The organism is Kosakonia sp. S42 (assembly GCF_016624785.1).
GTDB classification, from domain to species: Bacteria; Pseudomonadota; Gammaproteobacteria; order Enterobacterales; family Enterobacteriaceae; genus Kosakonia; species Kosakonia cowanii.
On the sequence record NZ_JACVTW010000018.1, the window covers coordinates 1 to 11,644 of the forward strand.

An 11,644-nucleotide genomic window follows, 5' to 3' on the forward strand; every position below is an offset into this window, starting at 1 on the left:
CGGCCGCTTCCCTTGTCCCGTTCACCGCACCGGTGATAAAAACGTTCCGCCGCACGCATGGTGAACGGAACAATACCACCAAAGCCATATGCGAACCCCATTGCCGGATGGCGGCTCCGCCTTATCCGGCCTACTTGCGCCGATACTTTTCGGGCAACTCCGGTACCGGGCGCTTATCGTCGATCAAATGGCGCACCGTCAATATCGGATGCCGCCACAACATACGTGGCCCCGCCCAGCGCATCACCTGCTTCATCTCTTCGCGCTTTGCGGGCTGATAACAGTGCACCGGGCACTGCTTGCAGGCCGGTTTTTCCTCGCCGAAGACGCACTTATCAAGCCGCTTCTCCGCGTAGGCATAGAGATCCGCGTAGTGCGCCGCGCTGCTCACCGCATCCGGGCAGGCACGTTGATAGAGGGCAATCATCTTCCTGATGGTCAATTTTTCCCGCAGGATGCGTGGTCCAGACATCGTTATCACCAATAACTAAGATGCATTCATAATACAACTTAATACCTCGTGATGGCACCCTGGGTGAGCGTTTTATGCACTCTCGTCACTCAACGTCGCATGCACCATGGTGATAATCACCCGCTCCAGCTCCTCTTTCGCCTGCTGTTCGCTAATCGCATCCTGCACTGCCGCCCAGGAGAGCCCTTCGGCAGCGCCGAGCATCGCCCATAACGCGGCGTCGCGCAGAGGCGCACCACAAAACTGCGCAAACAGCGTGCGGCAGGTGCCGGTGAAATCCACCGCGTATTCGCGACGGATCTTCTCCAGCTCCGGCGTTCCTGCCAGCGCCGCCAGCAGGCTCGGCATCTCGCGCCCCTGAAACAGCACGCATTCGATATAGGTTTTCGCAACCACTTCTGCGCGCGGCTGGAGCTCGGGCGCGGTTTGCGCCAGCAGCGACTCCAGTTTGCGGTTCTGGCGCTGATCGTACTCGCGATAGAGCGCCGCCAGCAGCCCGGAGCGGCTGGTGAAGTGGTCATAGACCACCGGTTTGGTGACGCCCGCGCGTTCGGCTAAATAGCCGAGCGTCAGCGCTTCGGTACCCAGCTCATGAATGATCTGCCATGCCACTTCCACCAGCTGCGCATAGCGCTCTTCCCGCGAGAGCCGCTGGCGTACACGCGTATCGGCCATACTTTGCCTCCTTGACAAGCTTATATACCATTAGTAACTTACTAGTAGTAGGTTACCGATAGTATATAAGCCTACGGTGATTGATCCGTAATGGCAACCGAGGAGAAGAACATGCATGCACTGATCGTAGTCTCTCACCCGCTCGACACCTCATTAACCCATGGCCTGGCGCACGCGGTGGCAGAAGGGATCCGCGAAGAGAATGCGCAGCACAGCGTTGAGATCGCCGATCTGGCGCGGGAGGGTTTTAACCCGTCGTTCACCGCCGCCGACTACAACGCTTTTATGCAAACCGCCCCGCTACCCGCCGATGTGCTGGCTGAACAGGCGCGGATTGAGAAGGCCGACGCATTGATACTGGTGTTTCCTATCTACTGGTGGACGATGCCGGGGCAGTTAAAGGGGTGGATCGATCGCGTCTTTGCCAACGGCTGGGCTTACGAAGATAGCGGCACCGGCAAGGTGATCAAGAAGCTGGGGCATCTGCCGGTGCATCTGGTGGCGACAGGCGGCGCAGACACTAAAACGTTTGAAAAACATGGTTATGCGCAATCCTGGAACACGCAAATTCCCCACGGTATTTTCGATTACTGCGGCGCGCCGGTGTTAACCAATGCCACGCTGATGCAGCCCGATCTCGGTTCGCCCCAGGCGTGCCTGCAAAAAGCGCGTGAGATTGGCAAAACTATTTTTGCTGCTAACCAGGGGTAATTTTTCGCCGGAGAGGAGCCTGCGCCCTCTCCGGGCTCACTAAAAAATTACCGAAATTGTGAAGAAGAGCATAACAATCGGTCAACCAGAGATAATTGTGGCAGATTGCAGAATACCTCCCTCCGGCACGCTCCCGTATACTTGTTTTATCTCAGGAAAAAAGTACTAAACGCAAATTTACGGCTCCTGTGAAGATGTACTGACGCCCTTTTGGCAAAAATGGGAATAATTGCCGCGCGCGTTGAGGGTAGAGAAGCATATTTCTCTTTCGACATTGCAGGCGAGTCTGTTTGCTTACCGTTAATGATAAGGCAGATATCCTGCCGCTTCGGTCATTATTGAAGCATTCCCGGCAGCCCTGAACGCAGATAAAAAGCGTTCGCGCCAGAAAAAAAGCAGCGTTCATTAAGCAGGAAGCGCGCAGAGCGATCGCCAACGCGCTGAAATTTTGACATGTATGAGCAAGTCGTAAGGAGTGAACGATGCAGCCAACGCCAATGATCGGCACACAGGAGATCAAAACCGTCCACGAACAGCAGCTCTTTAAGGGAAAGCCTTTCCATGTGTTTATCTTCAACAAATCGGAGAGCGCCAGCGGGCTGCATCAGCATGATTATTATGAATTTACTCTTGTTCTGACCGGGCGTTACTACCAGGTCATTAACGGTAAACGCGTACTGCTGGAGCGCGGCGACTTTGTCTTTATCCCGCTGGGCTCGCACCACCAGAGCGTCTATGAGTACGGCGCCGCGCGGATCCTTAATGTGGGGATCAGCCGCAAATTTTTCGAACAGTACTATCAATCGCTGATGCCGTTCTGCTTTGTTGCCTCGCAACCTTACCGCACGCACAACGCATTTTTGACCTATGTTGAAACAGTGATTGCTTCGCTCAATTTTCGTGAGAACGGGCTGGATGAGTTTATCGAAACCGTCACCTTTTACGTGCTCAATCGCCTGCGCCACTACCGCGAAGAGCAGGTGCTGGAGGATATTCCCCAGTGGCTGAGAAGCACCGTCGAAGCGATGCACGACAAGCGCCAGTTCAGCGACAATGCGCTGGAGAATATGGTGCGGCTCTCCTGCAAATCGCAGGAGTATCTTACCCGCGCGACCCGGCGCTTTTACGACAAAACGCCGATGCAGATCATCAATGAGATCCGCATCGACTTTGCGAAAAAGCAGCTCGAGATGACCAACTACTCGGTGGCCGACATCGCCTGGGAGTCGGGCTACAGCAGCCCAAGCCTGTTTATCAAAACCTTCAAAAAAATGACGTCGTTTACACCTAACAGTTATCGCAAGCGGTTGACGGAAATCACGCAGTAACGCCCGCTGGCGTGACGCTCCACAGGAGAGAGCATGGATCCGAAACTGAAAGTCGTCACTATCGGCGGGGGTAGCAGCTATACGCCGGAACTCCTTGAGGGGTTTATCAAGCGCTACCACGAACTGCCGATTACGGAGTGGTGGCTCGTTGACGTCGAGGAGGGAAGAGAGAAGCAGGAGATTATTTTCCGGCTCTGCCAGCGGATGGTGGCAAAAGCGGGCATTCCGTTAAAAGTCTACCAAACGCTGGATCGCCGCGAGGCGTTGCAGGGCGCGGATTTTGTTACCACCCAGCTGCGCGTTGGCCAGTTAAAAGCGCGCGAGCTGGATGAGCGCATTCCCTTAAGCCACGGCTATCTTGGTCAGGAGACCAACGGCGCAGGCGGCTTGTTCAAAGGGCTGCGCACCATTCCGGTCATTTTCGATATTCTGCGCGACGTAGAGGAGATCTGCCCGAACGCCTGGGTGATTAACTTTACCAACCCGGCGGGGATGGTGACCGAAGCGGTCTGTCGCCATACCGACTTCAGGAAATTTATTGGCGTCTGCAATATTCCTGTCGGCATGAAGATGTTTGTCCGCGATGTGCTGGCGCTGGAGGCGCAGGATGAGATCGCGCTCGATCTTTTCGGCCTCAACCATATGGTGTTTCTCAGCGATGTGCAGGTGAACGGCGTGTCGCGCTTCGCGGAGCTACTCGACGGCGTTGCCAGCGGAAAGTTGCAGGCATCGTCGGTGAAAAACATCTTTGATCTGCCGTTTAGCGAAGGGTTAATTCGCGCTCTTAACCTGCTCCCCTGCTCCTACCTGCTCTACTACTTTAAGCAGAAAGAGATGCTGGCGATTGAGCTTGGCGAATATTACAAAGGCGGCGCGCGGGCGCAGGTGGTGCAGCAGATCGAAAAAGAGCTGTTTGAGCTCTATAAAGATCCGACCCTAGACGTAAAACCTCAGGCGCTGGAGCAGCGCGGCGGTGCGTGGTACTCGGATGCGGCCTGCGAAGTGATTAATGCCATCTATAACGATAAGCAGACCGAACACTATGTGAATATTCCCCATCACGGGCATATCGACAACATTCCAGCGGAGTGGGCGGTTGAGATGACCTGCCTGATTGGACGCGAAGGAGCGACGCCGCATCCGCGCGTCACCCACTTTGATGACAAGGTGCTGGGGCTTATCCACACCATCAAAGCCTTTGAGATCGCCGCCAGCCGGGCGGCTCTGAGCGGCGAGTTTAACGATGTGCTGCTGGCGCTCAATCTCAGCCCGCTGGTGCACTCGGACGGTGACGCCGAGGTGCTGGCGCGCGCGATGTTGCTGGCTCATGAGCAGTGGCTGCCGAACTTCGCCGCTACCCTTGCCCACCTTAAGCATCAGCAAGCTTGATACCGGGGCCGTTTGCCCGCCCGGAACAGGCTATTGCGGCGCACCTCTGCGCCGCATTGATTACTTACCACCACACCTCAGCCTGGGCGCCAACGGTGAACTGCTCCCGCCGCTCATCGCCAAAGCGGAAGTGGCTGATGCCATTCTCCTGCGCGCGGAGCCAGCTGGCGTAGAACCGCAGCTCCGGTCGCGAGGTCAGCAGGCTGGTGTCCACTTTCAGCGCGTGATAGAGCGTGGCTTTATACCCCTTCTCACGGTAATCCTCGCCCTGCTGGCGGTTGGTTTGTTTAAACCACGCCAGCTCGACGCCCGTCTGGTTATGCTTATCCCAAATCCACGCCGGGCGCATCACCGCCCGGTAGCTGCGAAAATCCGTATGCGCGCCGGTGTCATAGCTGTAAATATCCTGCCCGGCGGCGTAGACCAGCGCGTGCGCCAGCACGATCTGCGATGTGGGGTAGAACTCGCCCTGGGAGATGGCGCGCACGGCATGCCCGTAGGTGTGTTCGCCATAATAGTTGTCGTGATAACCGTAGCTCGCTCCGGAGTTGGAGATAAGCGCGAAGCCGCTCGCCAGCGCGTTATCCGCCGCCTGCAGCGTAAACTCCTCAAACCCGCCCGCGCTAAAGCTCTGTCGCAGGATCGCACCCGCTAGCCACGCATCTTTAATGCTGTAATAGCGCCCCGCTTTTTCACCCGCCCGGTAGGTGGCAGATTTGTTCGCCAACGAGTAGCGGCCAAACAGCTCCAGCGTGGCGCGATCCCACAGCGGCAGCGAGTTATAGCGAAGATCGACGGTGTGGGTGTTGACCTGAAGGGTGTTGTGGCTGGCAGGGTAATTCACCGCATGGGCGTCCACATCCTGGCGCACCAGCGCAACGTTGAGTTTGCCCGCGCCGAGCGCCCAATTTTCCACGCCGATCCCCGCGCCGCTGTCGGTCTGGTGGCTTTTCCAGTCCAGCATCTGAATTTCATACTTCGGCAGGTTGTGTTTACCGACCCAGAGATCCGCTTCCGGCGCAAAGGGCAGGAAACCGCGCGTCGTGAGGTAGATATCGGAGAACTGCAGGAGGTTTTCTGAGTGTTTGTCGAACCACGCGGAGCCGTACTGCGCGCCGACGTTGCCATCTAACTGCACCACGGCGTGCGCCGATTTGCCCCCCTCCTCATAAACCCGCTGCGAGAAGGTTAAATCGAACCACGATGAGTACTCATTGCCAAAACGCCCCAGTGAGCCGATGGCGTACTCTTTTGGCGAGCCGTTACTGGCCGCCCCCCAGCCGGAACGCAGATAGCCGTGCCAGGCAAAACCGATATCCTCTTTAACAAACTCGCTGATCTCTTTCAGCGTATAGGGGGATTTTTCTGCCGCAGCGGCCTGCGGCTGTGCGGTCGATTTTGCCCCGCTATCGCCGCTTGCTCTGGCCTGTTCCAGCTCCGCTTTTGCCTGCGCCAGCTCCGTCATATTGCGTTGTAATGCCATTTCCAGTTGGCTCAGTCGCTCCTCAACCGTTAATTTTTGTGCAGAGGCGTGGGCACAGGCTGCTGTAATTAGCAGTGCGAGTAATGATTTATTCATAATAATTAGTCCATTTATTAATATATAAACGCGCTGAATAAAGATTCCCTTTAATTTAATTTGCGCGTCTTACCCTGAATGCGTGAAATATAAGAAAGTTAACAAATACAGAAAGATAAGATTATTGATAAACGAGGGGTATAACCCAAAAGCAGGCCTCCTTAACAACTATTATTGAGCGGATAATAGTCATTCAGGATGTTTCGATATGTCTATAAAGATAAATTCATTTTTAGATCTCTCTCGCACAGAATTTTCTCGGAAATTTCACACATTCATGAAATGGTTTCTATACTCTCTGCGGAGGTTTATTAATGAGAAAATTACTTCGTTCTTTATTTGCCAGCCCTGACAAGCTGTTACAGGTGATGAGTCACAGTGAAATACAGGATTCGATTGAAGATGGTGAGCGCATTGTGGTCGATGCTGACGGCAACGCCTCGGTGAATATCCACTGCAAAAGGGTACAGGAAGATTTCAGAGAGCACGTTGATGCGTTGAAGAGGGCTTAGGATGGGTACAGCAATATTCATGGTTTTGATGGTTTGCGGCTACTGGTACACCTCGCACGACCTCTCGACACGCTTCAAATTTAAACGCAGCTTCGGCTGGGACGTCTACTTTCTGGTGGCGCTCTACGGCTGCGTCTTCGTCCTGCAGGGGATTATCGCCACCGCGTTAATCTGGCTCTGTCTGCTCGCCACTTCGGCGGTGATGAACTCTTTTCCCGCCACGTTTGGCGCGGAAGAGCACCATCTGCACATGACGTTTATGAACTGGACCTTCCTCGGCATCCAGGCGCCAGTGGTGATTATGCTCGCCTTTGCGGTGCTGTTTTGCCTGTGGCATTCGAACTGGTCCAGCAGCGCGCGCCTCGATATCCCCGGCCGCCGCGAGTTGTATAAACACCTCTCGCGCGCCAACGGCATTGAGGGGCTGATCTACCAGTGCATGGAGCGCGGCGATCTGGCGTGGATCACCCTGAAATCGCAGCGGATCTACATCGGCATGATCCATACCGCCACCTTTGATGTCGGCGATGCTAACAACATTGTGCTTATCCCGATGCTGAGCGGTTACCGCAACCATGAGACGCTGGATCTGCGCGTCGAGCATAACTACAGCGCCTGGTACGACGAACATGATATCGATCTCGCCTCGGAGCCAATGTCGGCGCTCGATTTCCGCAAGGTGCTGCTGCTGTCGCAGGTGGAGAGTTTGTCGCTGTTCCATCCCTCACAGGTGATGGCGATGGGCATCAACAAGCTGCGGTCCCCGAAGTGAATGCAAGCTAAGGGATTAGCTTGTTCCGCTACTTTTACTCACGGCGCGTTAATATTCAGCTTTCCAGTATAAAAGTAGCGAATTTCGCCAAAAATTTGCCTCATCCATAAATTTTAATTATGGTGTGCCCCTGCCGAAAACGTCGGCAATCTGCTTTTTCTTGCATCTTATAGCTTTCATTTCCCTCCATTTGAGCACTACGGCTGCGAAAGCTATAAGGTCGCACCACCAGCACTCATGGGGAGTTTATGAGCAACGGAACGACTTTACCGCACCACACGAATTCGGCCGCAACGGCCAGTGAACTGACCGTCGAAGACATCACGGTCATCGATAATAAGCTGCTGAAACGCGCCGTTGGCGCCGCCGCGCTGGGCAACACGATGGAGTGGTTCGACTTCGGCGTGTACAGCTATCTGGCGGTGATTATCGGCCAGGTCTTCTTTCCCGGTGCCAGCAGCACCGCACAGCTGATTGCCTCTTTCGGCACCTTCGCCGCAGCCTTCCTGGTCCGTCCGATTGGCGGCATGGTCTTCGGCCCACTCGGTGACCGCTTTGGCCGCCAGAAGATCCTCGCCCTGACGATGATCATGATGTCGATTGGTACTTTCTGTATCGGGCTTATCCCCGATTACGACAGCATCGGCATTGCCGCACCGATTCTGCTGCTGGTAGCGCGCCTGGTTCAGGGCTTCTCGACCGGCGGTGAGTATGGCGGCGCAGCCACCTTTATCGCCGAGTACTCCACCGATAAGCGCCGTGGCTTTATGGGCAGCTTCCTCGAGTTCGGCACGCTTGGCGGCTATCTGATGGGTGCCAGCCTGGTGACCATTATGATTGCCGTGCTGCCAACCGAGGCGATGCACAGCTGGGGCTGGCGTATTCCCTTCTTCCTCGCCGCGCCGCTCGGCCTGTTTGGCCTCTATATCCGCCTGAAGCTGGAGGAGACCCCGGCCTTTAAAGAGCATATGGATAAGCAGGATGCGCTGGAGCACAGCAAACCGACACTCTCTCTGTGGCAGATGCTGCACAAATACCGCAAACAGATGCTGCAGTGTATCGGTCTGGTGCTGGTGTTTAACGTCTCGAACTACATGCTCACGTCGTATATGCCGAGCTACCTGACCAGCGTGCTGGGCATGAGCGAGCTGACCGGCCTGCTGCTGGTGATGGTGATCATGTTCGTGATGATGCCGCTGACGCTGGCCTGGGGGCACTGGACCGACCGTCTGGGCCGCCGCCCGGTGATTGCCTTCGGCGCACTGGGGCTGGTGCTGCTGGCGATCCCGAGCTTTATGCTAATTGGCTCCGATAATATGTGGGCGGTCTTCGGCGGGCTGGTGATTCTGGGCGTGCTGCATACCTGCTTTAGCGGCACCATGCCCGCCACGCTGCCAGCACTGTTTATCACCGATATCCGCTACAGCGCGCTGGCGATTGGCTTTAACCTCTCGGTTTCGCTGTTCGGTGGCACAACGCCGCTGGTCACCGCATGGCTGGTGGATACCACCCACAATGTGATGATGCCCGCCTACTACATGATGGGCGCCGGACTAATTGGCGCGCTGACCGTGCTGACGCTGCGCGAAACGGCGCGTAAACCGCTGAGCGGATCGTCACCTGCGGTTGCCACCCGCGCAGAAGCGCACAAGCTGATTGATAAGTTACGCAAGCAGCGCGCAGCGAAACGCTTAAAAACGCAGACGGCGCATGAGCACGGCTAAACCCAGTCTTCAATAGCGCTGTCCAGAGGCCGGAGCGGTGGCGCGATCCGGCCTATCTCCTCTTCAATATTGAACTCCGTCAGATCTTCGGCGGTGGCCAGCAGATAGGTGTGCCCTTCGGGCGATAGCCACTCGGTAATGAAGTACTGCTCTTTACGCGATAGCTCCACCTTCTTCTGCCCGCTTCGGTCATAGAACTGCCCGAAGCGCTCATCATGCTTCGAGAGATTCAGCCCCATCGCCGGGTAGACACCGCGCCAGACCTCGCCGTGGTGTTTGCCGCCCAGCACAAGATACTCCTGCATGATCTTCTTGCTCATTTGCCACCCCCGTTACGCCGCTTTTTCTAAGCGTAGCTAATGCTCAGCCCTTGCACTATTCGCGCCGTCTGGCCTGGTGCAGACCTTTTTCAGCAACTATACCTTTTGGGGTGCAATGTTCAGGTTGCGGCCTGATGTGGAGGAGTATGAGTTATTTGATGTGGATGGCCGCAACCGGCGGCCTGTTACTGTTGATGTCGTTATCCTACGGCTGGATAAGCCGCGTGCCGATCCCGGTGTTTGGTCTCTATCTGGTGGTTGGCATTATCTGCGGCCCGTGGGAGATGGGCGTGCTTAATATTGATGTGGCGGCCCATGCGGATCTCACCGCCCGCATTACCGAAATCGCGATGGCGGCCTCGCTGTTTATTACCGGCCTGAAAATCCGTCTGCCGCTCACCTCTCCCTACTGGAAGATGGGCATTAAGCTGGCGCTGCCCGCCATGCTTTTGACCATCGGCGGGATTATGGTTGCCGCCCACTATCTGCTCGATCTCGCCTGGCCGCTCTCGCTGGCGCTTGGCGCGATCCTCGCCCCCACCGATCCGGTGCTGGCAAGCCTGGTGGCGATCAACGATGCGCGCGATGATGACCAGTTGCGCATTGCGCTCTCCAGCGAGGCGGGGCTTAACGACGGCACCGCGCTGCCCTTCCTGATGCTGGCGCTAATCTGGTACAAAGCCGATGGCGTGCCGTCGGGCAAAGAGCTGCTGCACTGGCTGAGTATCGATCTGCTGTGGGCGCTGGTCGGCGGCTTACTCATCGGCTACGGTATGGGCCGACTGATAGGGATTATCGCCACCCGTTCGCGCCATAAACAGGGCGAAGTGGCACCGAGCGACTTTATCGCCCTGGCGCTGATCTGCCTGAGCTTTGCGCTGGCCCAGTCGCTGAGCGCCTCCGGTTTCCTCGCCGCCTTTGCTGCCGGGATTGGCCTGCGCAGCGCTGAAGTGAGTGTGCAGAAGCGCCACGGCGATCCTGAAGATGAGGAGGATGTGCCGGCGGAGATGCAGGTTAACCCGCACCTGCGCCATGCGCTGGAGGAGCAGAACCCGATTAAATCCGTCGGGCTGGTGATTGGCGATGCCCTCTCATTTGGCGATACCGTTGAGCGATTACTGGCGGCGCTGCTGGTGATTGTCCTTGGCGTCACCCTCTCGCATCACTGGGATGCGCACGCGCTTGGGCTGGCCTTTGTGCTGTTTCTGGTAATCCGCCCGCTGTCGGTGTTTATTGTCACGCTGCGCTCCGGCACAACCTGGTTTCACCGCGCGAGCCTCGGCTGGCTGGGCATTCGCGGCATCGGCAGCCTCAATTATATTGCCTTTGCCTATGTCCACGGTTTGCAGGGCGCGGATGCCGATATTGTCGCCCATATTGCCATCACCATCGTGACGCTGAGCGTGCTGCTGCACGGCATTTCGGTGACGCCGCTGTTAACAGTGCGCAGTAAAAAACTGGCGCGCAAAGCGAAACGTTAACCACCGCCCGGCAATCACTGCAAAAGCGTGGCAGAGTGGCCGCGTTTTTCCTTGTAAACATTGATGAGGTTGCCTGTGACACCGATTGAGAGCTTCACGTCAGAAGAGGGTTTGTGGATCAATAAACCGGCCCACGTTACGCAGACCGATGAGCAATTGCTGATGCGCACCGGGGCGAATACCGATTTTTGGGTCAAGACCTGGTACGGCTTTGAACGCCACTCCGGCCATGCCTTTGGTTTTATGCTGGAGGGGGAGTTTACCCTCGAAGTGAAGATCGCCGCCGCGTTTGAACAGCTCTACGACCAGGCGGGGATTTTTATTGAGGCATCGGAGACGCAGTGGGTGAAAAGCGGCATTGAGTATAACGATGGCGCGCCCGCCATTGGCTGTGTGGTGACGCAGGGGCAATCTGACTGGTCGACCGGCGTTTTCCCCGGCGATGCGCGTGAATTCTGGATGCGTGCGACCCTTGAGAAGCAGGCGTTACGCCTGCAATACTCCACCGACGGTAAAACGTGGCCGCTGCTGCGGCTCTTTCCGTGGCAGGACAGCGGTCAGCGCTTTGTCGGTGTAATGTGCTGCTCGCCGGAAAGAGAGGGGCTGGATGTGCGCTTCGAACAGCTGCGCATCACCCGCCCGCTCGGCAAAGCACTGCATGATTTGAGCTGACCCCAGGCG

General features: G+C 56.4%; 12 protein-coding genes. 8 read left to right on the forward strand and 4 right to left on the reverse strand.

Going from position 1 to position 11,644, the window contains the following annotated elements:
* Window positions 1-130: 130 nt before the first annotated feature.
* Both IAE50_RS17645 and IAE50_RS17650 read right to left on the reverse strand, forming a co-directional pair.
* Window positions 131-472 carry a nitrous oxide-stimulated promoter family protein gene (locus tag IAE50_RS17645; protein WP_200135219.1) on the reverse strand — a complete coding sequence of 114 codons (342 nt, stop codon included), beginning with the start codon at window positions 470-472 and terminating at the stop codon, window positions 131-133.
* A gap of 72 nt (window positions 473-544) precedes the next feature.
* Window positions 545-1,147: a TetR/AcrR family transcriptional regulator gene (locus IAE50_RS17650; RefSeq protein WP_200580836.1), complete on the reverse strand. Its 603-nt coding sequence runs from the start codon at window positions 1,145-1,147 to the stop codon at window positions 545-547.
* A 111-nt stretch (window positions 1,148-1,258) separates the two neighbouring features.
* On the opposite strand from IAE50_RS17650, the gene IAE50_RS17655 reads away from it, so the two are divergent.
* The 3 genes from IAE50_RS17655 (at window position 1,259) to IAE50_RS17665 (ending at window position 4,575) form a co-directional block, all read left to right on the forward strand.
* Window positions 1,259-1,858 (forward strand): NAD(P)H-dependent oxidoreductase, encoded by a 600-nt coding sequence (locus IAE50_RS17655; RefSeq protein WP_094421858.1) that lies wholly within the window; start codon window positions 1,259-1,261, stop codon window positions 1,856-1,858.
* Window positions 1,859-2,340: 482 nt separating this feature from the next.
* Complete coding sequence (chbR, locus tag IAE50_RS17660; protein WP_042713771.1) at window positions 2,341-3,186, forward strand: transcriptional regulator ChbR; 846 nt, start codon at window positions 2,341-2,343, stop codon at window positions 3,184-3,186.
* Between the two features lie 33 nt (window positions 3,187-3,219).
* Window positions 3,220-4,575, forward strand: coding sequence for a 6-phospho-beta-glucosidase (locus IAE50_RS17665; RefSeq protein WP_200580837.1), 1,356 nt, complete (start codon window positions 3,220-3,222; stop codon window positions 4,573-4,575).
* A 64-nt stretch (window positions 4,576-4,639) separates the two neighbouring features.
* On the opposite strand, the gene IAE50_RS17670 is transcribed toward IAE50_RS17665, so the two are convergent.
* Window positions 4,640-6,154 carry a carbohydrate porin gene (locus IAE50_RS17670; RefSeq protein WP_234467221.1) on the reverse strand — a complete coding sequence of 505 codons (1,515 nt, stop codon included), beginning with the start codon at window positions 6,152-6,154 and terminating at the stop codon, window positions 4,640-4,642.
* Window positions 6,155-6,468: 314 nt separating this feature from the next.
* Here IAE50_RS17670 and IAE50_RS17675 point away from each other — a divergent pair, with 314 nt between their 5' ends.
* The 3 genes from IAE50_RS17675 to proP all read left to right on the forward strand — a co-directional run bounded on the left by IAE50_RS17675 (window position 6,469) and on the right by proP (window position 9,162).
* Complete coding sequence (locus IAE50_RS17675; RefSeq protein ID WP_023481113.1) at window positions 6,469-6,666, forward strand: hypothetical protein; 198 nt, start codon at window positions 6,469-6,471, stop codon at window positions 6,664-6,666.
* Window position 6,667: 1 nt separating this feature from the next.
* Window positions 6,668-7,438, forward strand: a complete 771-nt coding sequence (locus IAE50_RS17680) for a hypothetical protein (protein ID WP_200580838.1) — start codon at window positions 6,668-6,670, stop codon at window positions 7,436-7,438.
* A 248-nt stretch (window positions 7,439-7,686) separates the two neighbouring features.
* Entirely contained in the window at window positions 7,687-9,162 is a 1,476-nt protein-coding gene (gene proP, locus IAE50_RS17685) for a glycine betaine/L-proline transporter ProP (protein ID WP_200580839.1), read from the forward strand.
* Here proP and IAE50_RS17690 read toward each other — a convergent pair.
* Entirely contained in the window at window positions 9,159-9,482 is a 324-nt protein-coding gene (locus IAE50_RS17690; protein WP_054803732.1) for a hypothetical protein, read from the reverse strand. The genes proP and IAE50_RS17690 overlap by 4 nt on opposite strands.
* Window positions 9,483-9,628: 146 nt before the next feature.
* Here IAE50_RS17690 and IAE50_RS17695 point away from each other — a divergent pair, with 146 nt between their 5' ends.
* A complete protein-coding gene (locus IAE50_RS17695; RefSeq protein WP_200580840.1) occupies window positions 9,629-10,963 on the forward strand; it encodes a sodium:proton antiporter in 1,335 nt (444 codons plus the stop codon).
* 63 nt (window positions 10,964-11,026) lie between these two features.
* Complete coding sequence (locus IAE50_RS17700; protein WP_200580841.1) at window positions 11,027-11,635, forward strand: DUF1349 domain-containing protein; 609 nt, start codon at window positions 11,027-11,029, stop codon at window positions 11,633-11,635.
* Window positions 11,636-11,644: the final 9 nt, after the last annotated feature.

Excerpts from the sequence above, each read along its gene's own strand:
- IAE50_RS17680 (WP_200580838.1), top strand. The coding sequence starts at position 6,668 with ATGGGTACAGCAATATTCATGGTTTTGATGGTTTGCGGCTACTGGTAC.
- proP (WP_200580839.1), top strand. The coding sequence starts at position 7,687 with ATGAGCAACGGAACGACTTTACCGCACCACACGAATTCGGCCGCAACG.
- IAE50_RS17665 (WP_200580837.1), top strand. The coding sequence starts at position 3,220 with ATGGATCCGAAACTGAAAGTCGTCACTATCGGCGGGGGTAGCAGCTAT.
- IAE50_RS17700 (WP_200580841.1), top strand. The coding sequence starts at position 11,027 with ATGAGGTTGCCTGTGACACCGATTGAGAGCTTCACGTCAGAAGAGGGT.
- IAE50_RS17655 (WP_094421858.1), top strand. The coding sequence starts at position 1,259 with ATGCATGCACTGATCGTAGTCTCTCACCCGCTCGACACCTCATTAACC.
- IAE50_RS17675 (WP_023481113.1), top strand. The coding sequence starts at position 6,469 with ATGAGAAAATTACTTCGTTCTTTATTTGCCAGCCCTGACAAGCTGTTA.
- IAE50_RS17690 (WP_054803732.1), bottom strand. The coding sequence starts at position 9,482 with ATGAGCAAGAAGATCATGCAGGAGTATCTTGTGCTGGGCGGCAAACAC.
- chbR (WP_042713771.1), top strand. The coding sequence starts at position 2,341 with ATGCAGCCAACGCCAATGATCGGCACACAGGAGATCAAAACCGTCCAC.
- IAE50_RS17645 (WP_200135219.1), bottom strand. The coding sequence starts at position 472 with ATGTCTGGACCACGCATCCTGCGGGAAAAATTGACCATCAGGAAGATG.
- IAE50_RS17695 (WP_200580840.1), top strand. The coding sequence starts at position 9,629 with ATGAGTTATTTGATGTGGATGGCCGCAACCGGCGGCCTGTTACTGTTG.
- IAE50_RS17650 (WP_200580836.1), bottom strand. The coding sequence starts at position 1,147 with ATGGCCGATACGCGTGTACGCCAGCGGCTCTCGCGGGAAGAGCGCTAT.
- IAE50_RS17670 (WP_234467221.1), bottom strand. The coding sequence starts at position 6,154 with ATGAATAAATCATTACTCGCACTGCTAATTACAGCAGCCTGTGCCCAC.